The sequence below is a fragment of the Hydrogenophaga sp. genome, from assembly GCF_050250835.1.
Taxonomy (GTDB): Bacteria; Pseudomonadota; Gammaproteobacteria; order Burkholderiales; family Burkholderiaceae_C; genus Hydrogenophaga.
The window spans coordinates 306,713-324,738 of sequence record NZ_JBFWNX010000002.1 but is presented as its reverse complement, the minus strand read 5'-3'; the positions used below and the strand labels follow the sequence as shown (position 1 = coordinate 324,738).

The following is an 18,026-nucleotide window of genomic DNA, read 5'->3' as shown; positions in this document are numbered from 1 at the left end:
TCCTCAGAACCCCCAGAGCAATCGCCTGGCGATCCAGCCGCCCACGCCTTCCTTGCGCTCGACGCGCACCCAGTCGGCGCGCTTCTCGCGTGTGCGCACGAGGTCGCCGTAGCTTGCCTTGCCCACCACGCGGTGCTGCGTGCCGGGGCCGCTGCGGATATTGGCGACCGGCGACTTGACGATGTGGTGCGGCGTGCTGCCGGTGAGCGAGCGTGCCACCCAGCCGGTGTCGCCCTCGAAGTCGCGCACCTTTACCCAGCTTCCCTTGCGCTGGGTGATCTGGAGTGGGTACCCCTTCTTCAGTTCCCACAGCACCGCGGTGTGGGTGCCCGGGCCTTCGCGCATGTTCAGGGTATTTCCCTTGACGCTGACCATGCTCTGCGCGTGGGCCGCGCCGCTGGCCAGTGCCAGCAGGCCCATGCCCAGGGCTGCGATGAGGGTTCGGGTGGAGGAAGTGGCGATCATCCTGAGAGATTCCTTTCGTCTGGTTGCTGAATGGCACAGGTGGGAACACCTGCGTGGGAAGAGGTTCCCGCCGCCGCCTGAAGACCACTGCGAACAGCACCTTCGAGCGTGGCGGGATAGGGGCCCTGCACGTAGTCGCCTGCGGCCCACAGGCCGGGTGCGATGCAGGCGGCGGGTCGATGCACGCCGGGCACGCAGGCGAAGGTGGCGCGCTTTTCCACCACCGTCTGCAAGGCTTGCAGCGACGGCAGGTGCAACGTGCTTTCGGCCTGCGCGAGCACACGCGCCTGCAACGCTTCGCGTTCGCCCTGGCTCGCGCTCACCACGAAGGCCAGCACGCCTTGTGCGGCGGGGTTGGCCGGGTCGAGCTGGCCCCGGTCGAAAACGAACTGCGCCGGGCCATCGCGCAGGGCCAGCAGCGGCGAAGCGAGGCGAGCGCCCTTCGCCCAGGCGTAGACAGTGGTGATGGCGGTGAAAGGGAGTTGCTCTGCTGAACCTGCCCAGCTGCGCAAGGTGTCCGGCGCGTCAATAGCCTGGCCCATCACCTGGGCTGCCGGGCTTGCCGAGGTGGCCCAGATCACCTGGTCGAAGGCCTCTTCTGCCTCTTCTTTTTCCTCGGTTCGCAGCAGCCATTGCGCTCCCGCGGCGCGCAGCCCGCGCACACGGGTGCCCATGCGGATGCGGGTGTGCTGGCCGTGACTCTTCTTCAGCCAGGCGGCCGCGGCCAGCGGAAACAGGGCAGAGAGATCGCTGCGCGGCAGCAACAGGCTCGAAGCGTTGAAGCCGTGGCTGCCAGGGCCGAACAGCGCGTCGCGCATCACGCGCAGGAACACGTCGCCGCTGGCTTGCTGCACCGGCACGTTCAGGGCCGAGACGCACAGCGGCTCGATCAGTTCGTTCATCACGCGAACCGGCAGACCCCGGCAGACATCCGCCACGGTGTGCGTGGGCGGGCACGCAAAACCCGAGCGTTTCCACGCCATCGAGATGCGCAGCAGCGCGAACCGATCCCGCCACCGCCAGTCACGCGCGGTGGCGATGGCGGCCAGGGCATCGAGCGGCGCAGGCCAGCGTGCGGCCCACTCGGGGGTGCGCAGGCCGGAGCCGTCGGGGTAAGGCAGCATGAGCGGCAGAGCCAGCAGGTGCTCGCTCGGGTCCATCTCCACCTGACGCATGAGCGCCAGCGTGTCCCTGTAGGCGCCAATCAGGATGTGCTGCCCGTTGTCCAGCGTCAGGGGCATGCCGTCGGGCCGATGCGCAGGCAGGGCGCGGGCCCGGCCACCGAGCACGCGGGTCGCTTCGAAGATGGTCACGTCCATGCCATGGGATGCAGCTTGCACGGCGGCCGCCATGCCGGCCCAGCCCGCCCCGACGATGGCCAGCATCCCCTGGGGGCTGCGACCCGCGCGGCGGGGCAGTGGGGAGATCACAGTCTGCCCAGCGCCTGGACTTTCCAGGCCAGCCAGAACTTGCGCAAAGGCGTCAGGCTCACGCGCTGTGTCAGCACCAGCATGGGGTCAGACGCGATTTCCTGCAGCAGGGTGCGGTAGATGCTGGCCATCATCAGGCCGGGCTTCTGGGCGCGCCGGTCGGCCTCGGGCAGCAGGGCCAGGGCATCGGTGTAGGTCTGCAGGGCTCGCGCACACTGGAACTGCATGAGCGCGGTGAAGCGGCGGCGGAAATCGGCCGCGTCGGTGCCGGGGGCGCCGCCGCGTTGCAGCAGTTCGTGGGCCTTCACGTTGAAGCTCTGGAGTTCGTTCACCGGCAGGTAGATGCGTCCGCGCGTGGCGTCCTCGCCCACGTCCCGGACGATGTTGGTGAGCTGGAACGCCAGGCCCAGACGGTGCGCGTACTCTGTGGTGCGCACCTGCGTCTGGCCAAAGATGCGTGCGGCAACTTCACCCACCACACCGGCCACCAGGTGGCAGTAGCGTTGCAGGTTGGCGAAGTCCAGGTAGCGGTTCTGTTCCAGGTCCATCTGGCAGCCGTCGATCACGGCCGAGAGGTGGCGAGCCTCGATCTCGTAGGTCTTGCACAGCGGCATGAGCGCGCGCATCACCGGGTGCGTGGGCTCGCCTGCATAGGCCTGCGCGACCTCGCGCCGCCACCAGGCAAGCTTGGTCTGGGCCACGGCGGGGTCGCTCACCTCGTCCACCACATCGTCCACTTCACGGCAGAAGGCGTAGAACGCGGTGATGGCGGCGCGACGCTCCGGCGGCAGGAACAGGAAGGCGTAGTAGAAGCTGCTGCCCGAGGCAGCGGCCTTTTGCTGGACGTAGTCTTGTGGGCTCATCGTGGTGCGTGTCACCGCCCAAGTGTAAGCACCACGCCTGCCATGCCCTGCCGGGGGGCTGGCGGCAATGGGTGAGTGCCGCACTCAGGCGTTCGGGTCATTAAGGCAGCGTTAACAGGCGGGAAGTAGCATGGTCTGGCAATCCTGCATTTCCCCACGAGGTCCACAATGAACGGTTCAAATCGTCGCGTCTTCATGCTCCAGGTGGCTGCAGGCGGCTCCGCGCTGCTGGCCGCCACCGCCCAGGCCCAGACCGCCGCCATGGTCAATGAAAAGGATGCCACCGCCGTGGCACTGGGTTACACGGCCGATGCCACCAAGGTGGACACCAAGAAATACCCCAAATACGCTGCAGGGCAGAAATGCAGCACCTGCCAGCTCTACACCGGCAAGGCCGGCGACCCCGCCGGTGGATGCGGCATCTTCCCCGGCAAGATGGTCTCGGCCAACGCCTGGTGCAGCGCCTACGTCAAGAAAGGCTGAGTTCGCTCTTTCTTTTCTCGCGCCGCACGCTGCCAGCGGCGCCAGAGGTCCAGGCCGTGTGCCAGGCCAGAGGCCGCCAGGCACGTGGCGATCCACGGCCAGGGCATCGTATCCAGCGCAGCCCGCACGGCCAGCATGAGACACACGCCAGACACCATGTTGAGTGCGTAGTCGTGTGGCGCCAGCCCCCTGCCGGTCATGGCGTGAAATGACCACAAGGCCAGCGCTTCGAGCAGGGTGAAGACGATCACCGCATCGAGCAACAGGCGCATCGCGCCCGGGTCGCCCAGGTTCACACCCGCGCCAGGCCGAGCAGGTGACCCAGGTCCTTGAAGAAGATGCGAACGTGCGCCATGGGCTTTCTGCGCGTGAGCTGCTTGTTCATGTAGGACTCGAACGTGAGCTGCTGCACGTCGCGGTCTTCACAGATTTTCACGAAGCGCTCGCGCCGCTTTTCACTTCCGTACCAGAACGACTGCATGACGCCCAGCACCCAGAACACCGTGCCGTGCAGCTTCATGAATCGTTGCCGCGCCAGCTTGAGCGCTTGCGCGTTGCCGGTGAGCAGCATTTCGTGTACGGCCTGTGCGGCGAACTGGCCGCCCACCATGGCGTAGTAGATGCCTTCGCCCGAGGCGGGAGCGACCACGCCCGCCGCATCGCCAGCCAGCACGAGATCGCGGCCATTGTCCCAGCGTGGCAGCGGTTTCATGGGAATCGGCGCGCCTTCGCGGCGAAGCGTCTGAGCGCCTGACAGGCCGCTGGCTTCGCGCATGTGCTGCACCGAGCCGCGCAGCGAAAAACCCTTGTCGGCGCTGCCGGTGCCCACGCTGAGCGTGTCACCGTGGGGAAACACCCAGCCGTAGAAGTCGGGTGAGAAGCGGCCCTGGTAGTACACGTCGCAGCGTGCACCGTCGTAATCGGCCGAGCGGTCCTCGGGCGCGGGTGCTCGCACGATCTCGTGGTAGGCAAAGACGTATTTCGTGCGCTCGGCGCCCGGCACGCCACCCTGGCGCGCCACCTCGGAGCGCGCCCCGTCTGCACCCACGATGCTTCTGGCGCGCACGCTGGCCGGCGTGCCTTCGTCACGCTGGTGGCGCTCTCGCACCCGGTAGTGCACCACGCTCACACCGGTGGCATCGCGCTCGAGTTTCTCGAACTGGCCTGTGCGCCTCACCGCACCCGCCGTGCGGGCGCGCTCGCGCAGCCATTCGTCGAACGCTTCGCGGTTCACCATGCCGACGAAGCCGTTTTCGATGGGAATGTCCACGTGCTTGTTGGACGGCGCGATCATGCGCGCGCATTGGGCGCGGGCCACCAGAAGTTCGTCGGGGATGGCGAAGTCCTTGATGAGGCGCGGTGGTATCGCGCCCCCACAGGGTTTGATGCGCCCGGCGCGATCGAGCAGCAACACCGAGTGCCCCTGGCGGGCGAGTTCGTGGGCCGCGGTGGCGCCCGAGGGTCCGCCACCGATGACGACGACGTCGAAGATCTCTTCGGTGGTTTTCATGGCTGTGGCCTTGGTGAAGAGCCCGCAGCGAAGGCGTCGCCTGCGGGGTGGAAACCGGTGAAAGATGGGGCGGGGGCCAATGGTGCTGCGAGGCGCCAGGCCAGCACGGCCGAGAGCAGAAAGGCCAGTGCCTGCAGAGCGAACACCATGGCATAGGCCACGCCAGGTGCGGCAATCAGCCAGCGAGCAAGATCGCTCGCTCCGGTGCCCACCAGCCCACCCAGACCGAAGGCCACCGCCTGCGCCGCACCCCATAGCCCCATGCGCACGCCTTCACGGGCCTGCCGGCCTTCGCCGGCCAGTCGCATCATGGAACCGATGGCACCAATGGAAAAAGCGCCGTTGGCCACACCGAGTGCCAACACTGTCGCCTTCAGCGGCCAGCCGGTGCCTTGCAGGCCCGCGAACATGAGCGCGAACAGCGCCAGCGCCGAGGCCAGGCAGCCGCCAATGGTCCATGCGCGCAGCGAGCCGGCGTGGCGCAGCAGCGCGTGGTGCTTGAAGCGCGCGCCCACAGCCCCGGCCGCCGCCACCAGCAACATGCCCGCCAGCACGCCGCCGTGCTGGACGCCCGAGAGCTGTGTGGACTCGCCCGGCGTGTAGCCGAACACCGTGCCCGCAAAAGGTTCAAGGATCAGGTCTTGCGCGCTGTAGGCCAGCATGGAGACGAACACGAAGACGGTGAAGCGGCGCGCCACAGGTTCTTGCCACACCTGGGCCAGCGCCACACGGAAGCGTGGCTTGTCGCGGCTGCGTGAGGCGCGCGCTCCTTCTGCGGGCACCGTGCCCTCAAGCCCGCGCAGCGCCACCAGCGAGAGCAACAACGCCAGCAAGGAGACGCCGCTGCTCACCAGCAGCAGGCGGGCTGGGGAGTAGGGGTCGAGCCAATGTCCGGCCAGTCCGGCGGTGAGCGCGAAGCCGGCGATCATCATCATCCAGACCAGCGTGGCCGCACCCGCGCGTCGGCCCTCGGGCACGCGCTTGGCCAGCAGCACCAGCAGCGAAGTGCCTGCCGCGCTCACGCCCAGGCCGACCAGGCCGAACGCCACCAGCGCAAGCACCATGCCGGCTGCCGGGTGGGTCGCCATCCAGGCGGTGGCGAATGCAGCCAGCACGCCGCCGCTGGCCAGCACCACCATGCCGCCCACAATCCAGGGCGTGCGGCGCCCGCCCACGTCGGAGCCGAATCCCATGCGAGGTCGCGCCAACTGCACCGCATAGTGCAGTGCCACCAGCACCCCGGGCAGCAGGGCGGGCAAAGCCAGTTCGACCACCATCACGCGGTTGAGCGTGGAAGTGGTGAGCACCACGATGGCACCCAGCGCCATCTGAACCAGGCCCAGGCGCGCGACATGTGTCCAGCCGAAGTGGGTCACGGCGCGCCTCCAGCCAGGCCGCGCAGGGCAAAGGCGCTGACCATCATGCCCGCCACGAACAGCGGCACGCCAAAGCCGCTGTACCACAGCGCGCGCTCCACCGGCGCTGCCATGAAGCGGCGCATCATGAAGAACTGCAGCATGAGCAGCACCACAAGCGCGGCGGCGTGCCGTTCCTGGTTCCACGCCACCAGCAGCACGATCACCACCATCTGCGGCACCGCCATGAACCAGCAGGCCACGCGCGCAGCGCGGTCCACGCCGAGCTGCACCGGCAACGACCGCACGCCCATCTGGCGGTCGCCGGTCACCGCCTTGAAATCGTTGAGCGTCATGATGCCGTGCGTGGCGGCGCTGTAGAGCGCAGCCAGCACCAGCGACTCGCCGCCGGGCATGGCGCCGCCCGCCATCACGGCCGCTCCCGTGATCCACGCAATGCCTTCATAACTCAACCCGCAGGCGGCATTGCCCCACCAGCCGTTTTCTTTCAGGCGCACCGGTGGTGCGCTGTAGGCCCAGGCCAGCAAAAGCCCCAGCGCAGCAGCGCCAAAGCCCCAAGGGCCAAGCACGGTGGCCACCACGAGCGAGACCAGCGTCCAGGTGATGGCGAGATACAGACCCCAGGCACCGGGCATGCGCCCCGAAGGTATGGGACGCTGCGGCTCATTGATCGCATCGACGTGGCGATCAAACCAGTCGTTCACCGCCTGGCTGGTGGCGCACACCAGCGGCCCGGCCAGTGCGATGCCCACAATGGCCACCAGCCAGCGTCCATCCATCGACACACCCGAAGCCACCACCCCACACGCAAAGGCCCACATGGGCGGAAACCAGGTGATGGGTTTGAACAGCTCGGTGACGGCGGACAAGGCGGGGAGCTTCATGGCAAAGCTTGTACACCTCGCCCCTGGAAGTGTCAATTAATACTGACACATTTCGATGTAAAAGAAAAATCGAAAAGGAGGTTGGCCCTCCTTGACCCCGAAAGCAAAAAGCCAGCTCTTTCGGAGCTGGCTTTTTGACGGCGGGTGAGCCTTCAATGCGTGTCTTCGCCCACGCCCTCCAGAATCCCGAACCGTCGCAGCTTGATGTAGAGGCTCTGGCGCGAAAGGCCCAGCATCTCGGCGGCCGAAGCGCGGTTGTCGCCGGTGAGCTCCAGCGCGGCTTCAATGCAGAGCTGTTCGATCAGGTCGGTGGTCTCGCGCACGATGTCCTTGAGCGGAAGGCGGCCCACGAGTTCGGTCATCTGGCTGGCCGAGCGCGGCAATTCCTTGGTGCTGCGGCCGTCGCTGGTGAGGCGGCGGCCCATGTCGCGAATGGTGAATCCCAGGCAGCGTTGCGGTCCGCTGTTGACGGCCACGGCAGAGATCTCGACTTCAGAGGTGGAGCCGTACTCGCCTCGCATCTGCGAGGCAAAGAGGCGCACCGTGCCGTGCTGCCGCAGGTTGGTCAGCAGGACGCGGAAATCAACCCCGGTGCGGCCCAGCCATTTGTCGAGCACCTCGCCGCGCGCCTGGTCTTCCGTGCCGAGCTGGCCCATGTCGAGGAAGGCTCGGTTTGCACTGAGCACGCGGCCCTCCATGTCGGTCACCACGAGCGCATCGGGCGCGCTTTCCATGACCTGCAACAGCCTTTGCTTGCCGCGCGCCAGGCTCGGTGCCAGGCTGTCCTGAGGGCGCGTGAAGCGCAGCAGGAAGTGCAGGGTGTTTTCCTGGCGGAACTGGGAGGCCGCCACGATCAGGTCTTGCGCGCCGTCGATGAGGCGCACCTCGCAGGGGTCGGCCTTGCCGCTGGCGCGCAGCCGGTCGAGCATCTCGCGCAGGGCGCTGTGGCTGGCGGCATCCAGACTGGCGGCCAGGTTCCAGCCGGGCGCTCGGGCCTTCTCGCCGAAGAGTTCGTAGGCGGCCGGGTTGGCTTCTTCGAGTTTGTCGATCGAACCTTCGAGGATGAGCACCGGCTCGGAGGCCATCTGGAACAGCAGGCGGTACCGCGTCTCGACCTGGCGCAGGCGCCAGTAGTCTCGCTCCATGGAGAGCTGCGCCGTGACCAGCCGCTGCTGCAACGCGGCCTGGCTGCGCAGGTCGCGGCCGAAGGCCACGGCGTGCGCGGTGTCGCTCTCGCCTTGCGGGGAATGCAGTTGAACCACGGAGTACGACAGCGCGAGGTCGGGCTTGTCGGCCACCGGGTGGTTCACATGGCGCCAGCGCAGGCCTTCGCCAGAAGCGTCCTCGGGGTTCTTGAGCAGGGCTTCGATCTTGGGCTTGCTCTCCACTGTCACGGTGTCGGTCCAGGCCTTGCCCAGCCACTGCTGGCAGCCCAGGCCCAGCATGTCTTCGCTGGCGAGGGCCATGTCCCGGATCACGCCATCCTTGTCCAGGACAAGCACCACGTCAGAGGCTGCCGTGATGAGTTCGGCGGCCGATTGCGCATCGAGATGGGCAAGGTACTGACCGGCCTTTTCAAAGGTCTTTCCGGCATACGCTTGCGGCGCCTGTGACATGTTGAGCTTTCAGATGGTTACACGGGGCCTGCTCGGATCTTCTGACTGCTTCGTGACCTTCAACTCCGCTGGTGCCTGTCGTTCACCAGCTTCTCTGCCAGAGCCGGCGCCCTGGGCCCATCGGTGACGATGGCGTCGGCCGGAATCTGGTTGCCGTACTCGGGATGCAGGGCAAAGATCGCTCCGCCGGCGATTATAGAGACCCGGGGGTTCTGGCTCTTCCTGCGCACCAGCGCCATCACCTCCTGAAGCCGCGCGATGCCGGTTTCGCAGCCCAGCGAAAATCCCACCACGTCGTACCAGTCCTTCTCCACCATGGCCGGTGCAGCGTGGCTGGAGAGGAAATTCGTGACCACGTCCCAGCCCGCGCGGTGAAAGATCTCACCCACCATGGACAGGCCGAAGGTGTGCTGTTCGCCCGGGCAGGGCATGAGCAGCAGGCGCCGACCTTCCAGCGTGGAAGTGGCGCCGTTGAACTGCGCGAAGGTCGCGCTGTTCTCGCGCAGCACTTGCTGCAGGCGGCCCAGGCCCACGGTCACTTCGGTGAAGGTACACAGGTCGCGTTCCCACATCTCGCCCAGGTGCCGGGCCACGGGCGCAAGCAGGTCCATGAAGATGGACTCGACCGGCACGCCCCGGTCGCGCAGCGCGATCACACAGGCACTGATGGCCGCATCGTCCTCATGCAGCACCAGTTCGGCAAACACGGCCACGTCTTCGGCGGAGATGCGCTGGTTGCCCGCCACCGGAAAGGACGCGCATTCCTGCGGCACGCGGTGCGCCAGCATGAGGCGGGGAATGATCTCGTATTCGACCGCCTTGGCCAGCAGCACCGAGCGCACGCTGTCCTCGGTCGTGGGTTCGCTCGCGTCGGTGCGCAGTAGATCGTCGATGGCGGGGGGGAAACCCGCTGCGGCGTGCCCGTCCGGCCACGGCTCGGAGGGAGGGACGGCGCCGAATGGCCCGCTCTCCTTCGGAGGGGAGGTCCTTGAATACGAGCCCATTCCATGTCTCCTTGCGCTCTTGCGCTTGTGCGGATCGCAGAGGCCAGGTTGATACCGAGCTCTTGTGCACCTTCGGAAATGCGTCGGTGTCGATGGCTGGAAGGTTTGTACAGCCGTCCACCGACGGCGTCAAAACTTTTCCAGATACCCGTCCAGAAAACTTTACTACGTTGAACCGAAATGTCAATCAAACAAGACGTCAATAAAAGTTGACACAATTCCCGGGACCATCTAAATTGGGTTCCAGCGAGTCTCAAAGGCTCCATGGAGACAGATCCGATGCATCCCGAGACCACGCGGCCGCCCGCCGGCCGCATCCTCTACACCTCGCAGGAGCGTCAGCGGCGCGACTCGACGGTGTGGACACTGGTGCAAGGCGTGCTGGCACCGGTGCAGTTCATGGTGTTTCTGGTCAGCCTGGTGCTGGTGTTGCGTTTCCTGGCCACCGGTGAGGGCGAGGGGGCTGCCACCGTGTCGGTGGTGATCAAGACGCTCACCCTCTACACCATCATGATCACCGGCTGCCTCTGGGAGAAGGTGGTCTTTGGCCGCTACCTGTTTGCACCGGCTTTCTACTGGGAGGACGTGTTCAGCATGCTGGTGCTGGCGCTGCACACGGCCTACCTGGTGGCGCTGTGGGCTGGCTGGCTGGCACCGCGTGGCCTGATGCTGCTGGCGCTGGCGGCGTACGCGGCTTACGTGGTCAACGCCGGCCAGTTCCTGTGGAAGCTGCGCATGGCGCGTCTGCAGGGCGCGTTGGCGCCGAGGGAGGTGTTCGAATGACCCCGGTCATTCCCATCCGCGCCGACACGCCGGGCTGTTCCGACGCTCCCGTGCTGCGCGAGCGCGGCCAGCGCGAGGTGTTCTGCGGCCTCACCGGCATCATCTGGCTGCACCGCAAGATCCAGGACGCGTTTTTCCTCGTGGTGGGCTCGCGCACCTGCGCCCACCTGATCCAGAGCGCCGCCGGCGTGATGATTTTTGCCGAGCCGCGTTTCGCCACCGCCATCATCGACGAGCGCGACCTCGCCGGCCTGGCCGATTGCAACGAGGAGCTGGACCGCGTGGTCACGCGGCTGGTCGAGCGACGGCCCGAGATCAAGCTGCTGTTCCTGGTGGGCTCCTGTCCGTCTGAAGTCATCAAGCTCGACCTCTCGCGCGCCGCGCAGCGCCTTTCGGGCCGCTTTTCGCCCGATGTGCGCGTCCTCAACTACTCCGGCAGCGGCATCGAGACCACCTTCACGCAGGGCGAGGACGCCTGCCTGGCCTCACTCGTGCCCGGCCTGCCCGCCCTGGAGGGCACCGCGCCGGCCGAACTGATGGTGGTGGGTGCGCTCGCCGATGTGGTGGAAGACCAGTTCATCCGCCTGTTCGAGCAGTTGGGCATCGGCCCTGTGCGTTTCCTGCCGCCGCGCCGCGCCGCGCAGTTGCCGCCGGTGGGGCCAAACACGCGCTTCCTGTTGGCACAGCCGTTTCTGGCTGACACCGCCGTGGCGCTGGAAGCGCGCGGCGCGCAGCGCCTGTGTGCGCCGTTCCCGCTGGGCGTGGAGGGCACCACAGCCTGGCTGCATGCGGCAGCCACCGCCTTCGGCGTGAACGCCGAGCGCTTCGACGCCGTGACCACCCCGGGCCGTGAACGCGCCACCAGCGCCCTGGCGCGCCAGCGCGTGCAGCTTGAAGGCAAGCGCATCTTTTTTTTCCCCGATTCGCAACTGGAGATTCCGCTGGCGCGATTTCTCTCGCGCGAACTCGGCATGCAACTGACAGAGGTCGGCACGCCCTACCTGCACCGCACCCACATGGCCGAAGAGCTCGCACGCCTGCCCTCGGGCACCTTGCTGAGCGAGGGTCAGCACGTCGAGCGGCAACTGGACCGCTGCCGAGCCGAGCGCCCGGACCTGGTGGTCTGTGGCCTGGGGCTGGCCAACCCGCTCGAAGCCGAAGGCTTGACCACCAAGTGGGCCATCGAGCTGGTGTTCACGCCCATCCAGGGCTACGAGCAGGCCGCCGATCTGGCCGAACTCTTCAGCCGCCCGCTGGTGCGCCGCCTGCGCCTGGCGGCCTGAACGCAGGAACCGCGATGCAACTCACGCTCTGGACCTACGAAGGACCGCCCCACGTGGGCGCCATGCGCATTGCCGCTGCCATGAAGGGCGTTCACTACGTGCTGCACGCGCCGCAGGGCGACACCTACGCCGACCTGCTTTTCACCATGATCGAGCGCGACGCCAGGCGCCCGCCGGTGACCTACACCACCTTCCAGGCGCGCGACCTGGGCGGCGACACGGCGCAGCTTTTCAAGGACGCTGCGCGCGAGGCCTTCGAGCGCTTTCACCCTCAGGCGATGATCGTCGGCTCTTCCTGCACCGCTGAACTGATCCAGGACGATCCAGGCGGCCTGTGCAAGGCGCTCGATCTGCCGGTGCCGGTGGTGGCGCTCGAACTGCCCTCGTACCAGCGCAAGGAAAACTGGGGCGCGGCCGAGACTTTCTACCAGATGGTTCGCCAGCTGGCCGACCCCGACGTGAAGCGTGCGCCGCGCGACCCGGGGCAGCGCGCGCGTTGCAACATCCTCGGCCCGGCCTCGCTGGGCTTTCGCCACCGAGACGATCTGCGTGAGATCAGCCACCTGCTGGGCGACATGGGGATCGACATCAACGTCACCGCGCCACTGGGCGCGTCGCCCGCCGATCTGGCCCGCCTGGGCGACGCAGACTTCAACGTGGTGCTGTACCCGGAGATCGCGTCGGTAGCGGCGGGATGGCTCACGCGCACGTTCGGCCAGCCTGCCACGCGCACGGTGCCCATCGGCTCGGGGGCCACGCGCGACTTCATCATGGAAGTTGCCGCCCTGGCTGGCGTGGACCCTACCAGCGTGCTCGCCAACGCCGACGCCCGCGCGCCCTGGTACGCGAAATCGGTCGATTCGACCTACCTCACGTCCAAGCGCGTGTTCGTCTTCGGCGACGCGACCCACGTGGTGGCCGCCGCGCGCATCGCCGCCACCGAGATGGGATTCACCGTGGTCGGGCTGGGCACCTACAGCCGCGAGTTCGCCCGCGAAGTGCGCGAGGCCGCGAAACGCTACGGCGTGGAGGCGCTCATCAGCGACGACTACCTGGACGTGGAAGCGCGCATCGCCGAGTTGCAACCGGAGCTGGTGCTGGGCTCGCAAATGGAGCGCCACATTGCCAAAAGGCTCGGTATTCCATGCGCCGTGATTTCGGCACCCGTGCATGTGCAGGACTTCCCCGCACGTTACTCGCCTCAGATGGGGTTCGAGGGCGCCAACGTGTTGTTCGACACCTGGGTGCACCCGCTCATGATGGGCCTGGAAGAGCACCTCATCGGCATGTTCCGGGGCGATGCCGAGTTCCATGAAGATGCCGCGCCTTCGCATCTGGGGGGTGGGCACACGCCTGCACCTGCGGTGCCGCAGCCCGCCATGCCCACGACGTCCCCTGCGGTGCTGACCACCTGGGGTGTGGAAGCCGAGAAGGAGCTTCGCAAGATTCCGTTCTTCGTGCGCGGCAAGGCCCGCCGCAACACCGAGCTGTACGCCAGGGACAAAGGCCTGCCCGTGATCACGCTGGAGACGCTCTACGATGCCAAAGCCCATTTCAGCCGCTGAGAGCCAGGCGCTCTCGCCCGGCATGCGGGTCGTGCTGGTGACCATGGACAGCCACCTCGCCAGTGCGGCCGAACGCGCGCACCGCAGCCTGGCCCGCACTGTGCCAGGTCTCTCGCTCGCGGTCCACGCCGCCGCCGAGTGGGGCGACGACGAAGCCGCACTGCGGCGCTGCATCGACGACATCGCGCGTGCCGACATCGTGATCGCCACCATGCTGTTCATGGAAGACCATTTCCTGCCGGTGCTTGCGGCGCTGCGCGCGCGCCGCGACCACTGCGACGCCATGGTCTGCCTGATGTCGGCCACCGAAGTGACCAAGCTCACGCGCATGGGCAAGTTCGACATGAGCGGCCCGGTGAGCGGCCCCATGGCTTTTCTGAAGAAACTGCGCGGCAAGTCCACCGCCGACGTGAACACCTCGCCCGAAGACAAGAGCACGGCCGGCGTCCGGCAGATGAAGATGCTGCGTCGCCTGCCGCGCATCCTGCGTTTCATCCCCGGCACCGCGCAGGACGTGCGCGCGTATTTCCTGTGCATGCAGTACTGGCTGGCCGGTTCCGAAGAAAACATGGTCAACCTGGTGCAATTCCTGGTGGAGCGCTACGCCAGTGGCCCAAGGCGCGCCCTGCGTCCGCGCTGCGTGGTGGGTGCGCCGCTGGAGTACCCTGAGGTGGGTGTCTACCACCCGCGCATGAAGCAACGGCTCTCGGCCTCCGTGGCCGATCTGCCTCTGGTGGCCACCACCGGCCAGCGTGGCACGGTGGGCCTGCTGGTCATGCGTTCGTACCTGCTCGCGGGCAACACCGGCCACTACGACGGCGTGATCACCGCGCTGGAAGCACGTGGCATGAAGGTGATTCCCGCTTTCGCCACAGGGCTGGACAACCGGCCCGCCATCGAGGGCTATTTCCTGCGCAAGGACGGCCAGCCCGTGATCGACGCCATGGTCTCGCTCACGGGGTTCTCGCTGATTGGTGGTCCGGCCTACAACGACGCGCACGCCGCTGAGGACATCCTGGCTCGACTCGACGTCCCCTACCTGGCGGTCACGCCGGTGGAGTTCCAGACGCTGGACCACTGGGGCGCCTCGTCGCGTGGCCTGCTGCCGGTGGAATCGACCATGATGGTGGCGATCCCCGAACTCGATGGTGCCACGGGCTCCATGGTCTACGGCGGGCGCGGCAGCGCTTCACACGTGCGGTGCACCGGATGCGCCAAGGCCTGCAGTTTCGATGCGGTGGAAGACGCGCACGACATGCAGACCTGCAGCGAGCGAGCCGACGCGCTGGCCGCGCGCGTGGGGCGACTGATTGATCTGCGCCGCGCCAGGCGCGCCGAGCGCAAGGTGGCGGCGGTGATCTTCAACTTCCCGCCCAACGCAGGCAACACCGGCACCGCCGCATTCCTGGCGGTGTTCGAGTCGCTGTTCAACACGCTGGCGGCCATGAAGGCGCAGGGCTACACGGTGGACATGCCTGCGAGCGTGGACGACTTGCGCGAGCGCCTCATCCATGGCAACGCCGCGCAGTACGGTGCTCCTGCCAACGTGCATGCCCTCATTGAGGGCGACGACCACGTGCGGCGCGAACGCCACCTGCGCCAGATCGAAGCGCAATGGGGCCCGGCACCCGGGCAGCAGCTCAGCGATGGCGCACGCCTCTTCGTGCTGGGTGAACGCTTTGGCAACGTGTTCGTCGGCATCCAGCCCGGCATGGGCTACGAGGGCGATCCCATGCGCCTGCTGTTCGAGCATGGCTTTGCCCCCACGCACGCGTTCTCCGCCTTCTACCGCTGGATTCGCGAGGACTTCGGCGCCCACGCCGCGCTGCACTTTGGCACCCACGGCGCGCTCGAGTTCATGCCAGGCAAGCAGAACGGCCTGACGGCACTGTGCTGGCCCGATCGCCTGATCGGTGACCTGCCCAACATGTACCTGTATGCCTCGAACAATCCGTCTGAAGGCACCATCGCCAAGCGCCGCGCGGCCGCCACGCTCATCAGCTACCTCACGCCGCCGGTGGCACAGGCGGGGCTCTACCAGGGCCTGATGGAGCTCAAGGACCTGCTCGAGCGCTTCCGCTCGCTGGAGCCAGAGGCGCAAGTCGAGCGCGACGAGATCGCGGCCATGATCCAGGCGCAGGCCACCACGCTGGCGCTGTGCGAAACGCAGGACGCCTGGGGTGCGCAGGCAGAGGCGCACATCGCCCGCTTGAACGACTCGGTGCTGGAACTGGAATACACGCTCATCCCTTACGGCCTGCACGTGGTGGGGCAGGCGCTCACCGAGGCCGAACGCGTGGACCTGCTGCTCTCCTGCGCCGACTCCATGATGGGCGAACCGGGTGCCGCCGCAAAGCTCTTGCGCCCGGCCGTGCAAGCCCTGGTGCAGGGCGCCACGCCCAGCGACGCGCTCAAGGCGCTGCGCAGGCAGCATCCGGTGGCCCCCACGGTGGACGACACCGCGCTGATCGCGCAACTCTCGAGCCTGGCCGCGACCGATGCCCTGCTCACCGGGGACCATGAGATCGACGGCATCCTGCGTGCGCTCGATGGCCGCTTCCTGCGCCCGGCCCCTGGCGGGGACCTGCTGCGCACGCCGGCCATCCTGCCCACCGGGCGCAACGTGCATGGTTTCGACCCTTTCCGCATTCCCAGCGCCTACGCGGTCAAGGATGGTGCGCGCCAGGCTCAGCGCCTGCTGGAAAAGCACCGCGGCGATGGCCACGCGTTTCCCGAGACCATCGCCATGGTGCTGTGGGGCACCGACAACCTCAAGAGCGAGGGAGGGCCGATCGCGCAGGCCCTGTCGCTCATGGGCGCGCGGCCGCGATTCGACAGCTACGGGCGCCTGGCGGGCGCCGAACTCATACCGCTGGCCGATCTGGCCCGGCCGCGCGTGGACGTGGTCATCACGCTTTCGGGCATCTTTCGCGACCTGCTGCCCCTGCAGATCAAGCTGCTGGCTGAAGCTGCGTTCATGGCGGCGTCGGCGGACGAGCCAGCCGAGCGCAACTTCGTGCGCAAGCACGCGCTGGCCTACCTGGCCGCGCATGGTGGTGATCTGGAAACGGCATCGCTGCGCGTGTTCGGCAATGCCGAAGGCGCTTACGGTTCCAACGTCAACAGCCTGGTGGATAACAGCCGCTGGGAAGACGGCGATGAACTGGCCGAGACCTACAGCCGCCGCAAAGGCTTCGCCTATGGCCGCGCAGGGCGCCCGGTGCAGCAGGCCCGGCTGCTGCAAAGCGTGCTGGGCGGCGTGGAGCTGGCCTACCAGAACTTGGACTCGGTGGAGCTGGGCGTGACCACGGTCGACACCTACTTCGACACCCTGGGCGGCATCAGCCGTGCCATTCAGCGCGCGCGCTCGGTGGAGCAGGGTACCGATGCGCCGATGGCGCCGGTCTACATCGGCGACCAGACGCACGACAGCCATGGTGGCGGCACCGTGCGCACGCTCACCGAACAGGTGGCACTGGAAACGCGCACCCGCATGCTCAACCCGAAGTGGACAGAGGGCATGCTCAAGCACGGCTACGAAGGCGTGCGCCAGATCGAGGTACACGTGACCAACACCATGGGCTGGTCGGCCACCACGGGGCAGGTGCAGCCCTGGGTGTACGAGCAACTCACCCAGGCATTCATGCTCGATCCCGAGATGCGCGAACGCCTCGCTCGCCTCAATCCCACCGCTTCGGCCCGCGTGGCCAGCCGCCTGATCGAGGCTTCCGAGCGCCAGTTCTGGAAACCCGCTCCCGAAGTGCTGCAGGCCCTGCGCCAGGCCAGCGACGAATTGGAAGACCGCCTCGAAGGCGTATTTGAAGGAGCCCCCGCATGATGACCGAGACCACCGTCCCCCTGACCGACCTGAGGCGCGCCTCCGGGCGGTCCACGCGCGAGGACGGCGAGGGCAGTCTTCAAGTGCAGCTGGACCCCTCGCTGAAGATCGGCAACGCCAAGGTGTTCGCCATTTACGGTAAGGGCGGCATCGGCAAGAGCACCACCAGTTCGAACCTGTCGGCCGCCTTTTCGCACCTGGGCAAGCGCGTGTTGCAGATCGGCTGCGATCCCAAGCACGACAGCACCTTCACGCTGACCAAGAAGATGCTGCCGACGGTGATCGACGTGCTCGAGACGGTGGATTTCCACCCCGAGGAACTCCGCGTGGAGGACTTCGTGTTCCCTGGCTACAACGGCGTGATGTGCGTGGAGGCCGGTGGCCCGCCTGCCGGTACCGGATGCGGCGGCTATGTGGTGGGGCAGACCGTGAAGCTGCTCAAGGAGCACCACCTGCTGGAAGACACCGACGTGGTGATCTTCGATGTGCTGGGCGACGTGGTGTGCGGTGGCTTTGCCGCGCCGCTGCAGCACGCCGACCGCGCGCTCATCGTCACCGCCAACGACTTCGACTCCATCTTCGCCATGAACCGCATCGTGCAGGCCATCGGCGCAAAGGCGAAGAACTACAACGTGCGCCTCGGTGGCGTGATCGCCAACCGAAGCGCGGCGACCGACCAGATCGACAAGTACAACCAGCAGATCGGCCTGAAGCTGGCCGCGCACTTCCCCGATCTGGACGTGATCCGCCGCAGCCGGCTCAAGAAGTCCACCCTGTTCGAGATGGAGGGATCACCCGAGCTCGAAGCGGTGAAGGCCGAGTACATGCGCCTGGCCGCGTCGCTGTGGCTGGGCGTGGAGCCGCTGGCGGCGGTGCCCATGAAAGACCGCGACATCTTCGATCTGCTGGGCTTCGACTGATCGAGC

The 18,026-nt window shown here is 67.1% G+C and carries 15 protein-coding genes; 6 read left to right on the top strand and 9 right to left on the bottom strand.

From position 1 onward, the window contains the following. Positions 1-3 precede the first annotated feature (3 nt). The 3 genes from AB7F11_RS04725 to hpnD are packed head-to-tail and all read right to left on the bottom strand — an operon-like array spanning position 4 to position 2,758. Entirely contained in the window at positions 4-465 is a 462-nt protein-coding gene (locus AB7F11_RS04725; RefSeq protein ID WP_428291388.1) for an SH3 domain-containing protein, read from the bottom strand. Continuing rightward, positions 462-1,850: a hydroxysqualene dehydroxylase HpnE gene (gene hpnE / locus AB7F11_RS04720; RefSeq protein WP_428291389.1), complete on the bottom strand. Its 1,389-nt coding sequence runs from the start codon at positions 1,848-1,850 to the stop codon at positions 462-464. Before hpnE ends, AB7F11_RS04725 begins: the two co-directional genes overlap by 4 nt. Positions 1,851-1,891: 41 nt before the next feature. After that, positions 1,892-2,758, bottom strand: a complete 867-nt coding sequence (gene hpnD, locus AB7F11_RS04715; protein WP_428291390.1) for a presqualene diphosphate synthase HpnD — start codon at positions 2,756-2,758, stop codon at positions 1,892-1,894. A 168-nt stretch (positions 2,759-2,926) separates the two neighbouring features. On the opposite strand from hpnD, the gene AB7F11_RS04710 reads away from it, so the two are divergent. Continuing rightward, positions 2,927-3,241, top strand: a complete 315-nt coding sequence (locus AB7F11_RS04710) for a high-potential iron-sulfur protein (RefSeq protein WP_428291391.1) — start codon at positions 2,927-2,929, stop codon at positions 3,239-3,241. Here the strand turns inward: AB7F11_RS04710 and AB7F11_RS04705 are convergent. From AB7F11_RS04705 to AB7F11_RS04680, 6 genes are all read right to left on the bottom strand, one after another. Then, positions 3,223-3,537 carry a hypothetical protein gene (locus AB7F11_RS04705; RefSeq protein ID WP_428291392.1) on the bottom strand — a complete coding sequence of 105 codons (315 nt, stop codon included), beginning with the start codon at positions 3,535-3,537 and terminating at the stop codon, positions 3,223-3,225. The genes AB7F11_RS04710 and AB7F11_RS04705 overlap by 19 nt on opposite strands. Next, positions 3,534-4,751: a geranylgeranyl diphosphate reductase gene (locus tag AB7F11_RS04700; protein ID WP_428291393.1), complete on the bottom strand. Its 1,218-nt coding sequence runs from the start codon at positions 4,749-4,751 to the stop codon at positions 3,534-3,536. The genes AB7F11_RS04705 and AB7F11_RS04700 overlap by 4 nt, the downstream gene beginning before the upstream one ends. Continuing rightward, positions 4,748-6,127 (bottom strand): BCD family MFS transporter, encoded by a 1,380-nt coding sequence (locus tag AB7F11_RS04695; RefSeq protein WP_428291394.1) that lies wholly within the window; start codon positions 6,125-6,127, stop codon positions 4,748-4,750. Before AB7F11_RS04695 ends, AB7F11_RS04700 begins: the two co-directional genes overlap by 4 nt. Further along, a complete protein-coding gene (chlG, locus tag AB7F11_RS04690; RefSeq protein ID WP_428291395.1) occupies positions 6,124-7,011 on the bottom strand; it encodes a chlorophyll synthase ChlG in 888 nt (295 codons plus the stop codon). Before chlG ends, AB7F11_RS04695 begins: the two co-directional genes overlap by 4 nt. A 152-nt stretch (positions 7,012-7,163) precedes the next feature. Next, positions 7,164-8,627, bottom strand: coding sequence for a transcriptional regulator PpsR (gene ppsR, locus AB7F11_RS04685; protein WP_428299862.1), 1,464 nt, complete (start codon positions 8,625-8,627; stop codon positions 7,164-7,166). 59 nt (positions 8,628-8,686) lie between these two features. Next, positions 8,687-9,631 carry a cobalamin B12-binding domain-containing protein gene (locus tag AB7F11_RS04680; protein WP_428288550.1) on the bottom strand — a complete coding sequence of 315 codons (945 nt, stop codon included), beginning with the start codon at positions 9,629-9,631 and terminating at the stop codon, positions 8,687-8,689. A 279-nt stretch (positions 9,632-9,910) separates the two neighbouring features. Here AB7F11_RS04680 and bchF point away from each other — a divergent pair, with 279 nt between their 5' ends. The 5 genes from bchF to bchL are packed head-to-tail and all read left to right on the top strand — an operon-like array spanning position 9,911 to position 18,020. Continuing rightward, complete coding sequence (gene bchF, locus AB7F11_RS04675) at positions 9,911-10,414, top strand: 2-vinyl bacteriochlorophyllide hydratase (protein WP_428288549.1); 504 nt, start codon at positions 9,911-9,913, stop codon at positions 10,412-10,414. Then, positions 10,411-11,697 (top strand): ferredoxin:protochlorophyllide reductase (ATP-dependent) subunit N, encoded by a 1,287-nt coding sequence (locus tag AB7F11_RS04670; protein ID WP_428288548.1) that lies wholly within the window; start codon positions 10,411-10,413, stop codon positions 11,695-11,697. The genes bchF and AB7F11_RS04670 overlap by 4 nt, the downstream gene beginning before the upstream one ends. Before the next feature lie 14 nt (positions 11,698-11,711). Then, positions 11,712-13,262 carry a ferredoxin:protochlorophyllide reductase (ATP-dependent) subunit B gene (gene bchB / locus AB7F11_RS04665; RefSeq protein WP_428288547.1) on the top strand — a complete coding sequence of 517 codons (1,551 nt, stop codon included), beginning with the start codon at positions 11,712-11,714 and terminating at the stop codon, positions 13,260-13,262. Continuing rightward, positions 13,237-17,100: a magnesium chelatase subunit H gene (locus AB7F11_RS04660; RefSeq protein WP_428288546.1), complete on the top strand. Its 3,864-nt coding sequence runs from the start codon at positions 13,237-13,239 to the stop codon at positions 17,098-17,100. Before bchB ends, AB7F11_RS04660 begins: the two co-directional genes overlap by 26 nt. After that, the gene (gene bchL / locus AB7F11_RS04655; RefSeq protein ID WP_428288556.1) at positions 17,100-18,020 is read left to right on the top strand and encodes a ferredoxin:protochlorophyllide reductase (ATP-dependent) iron-sulfur ATP-binding protein; all 921 of its coding nucleotides are present in this window, start codon (positions 17,100-17,102) and stop codon (positions 18,018-18,020) included. Before AB7F11_RS04660 ends, bchL begins: the two co-directional genes overlap by 1 nt. Positions 18,021-18,026 lie beyond the last annotated feature (6 nt).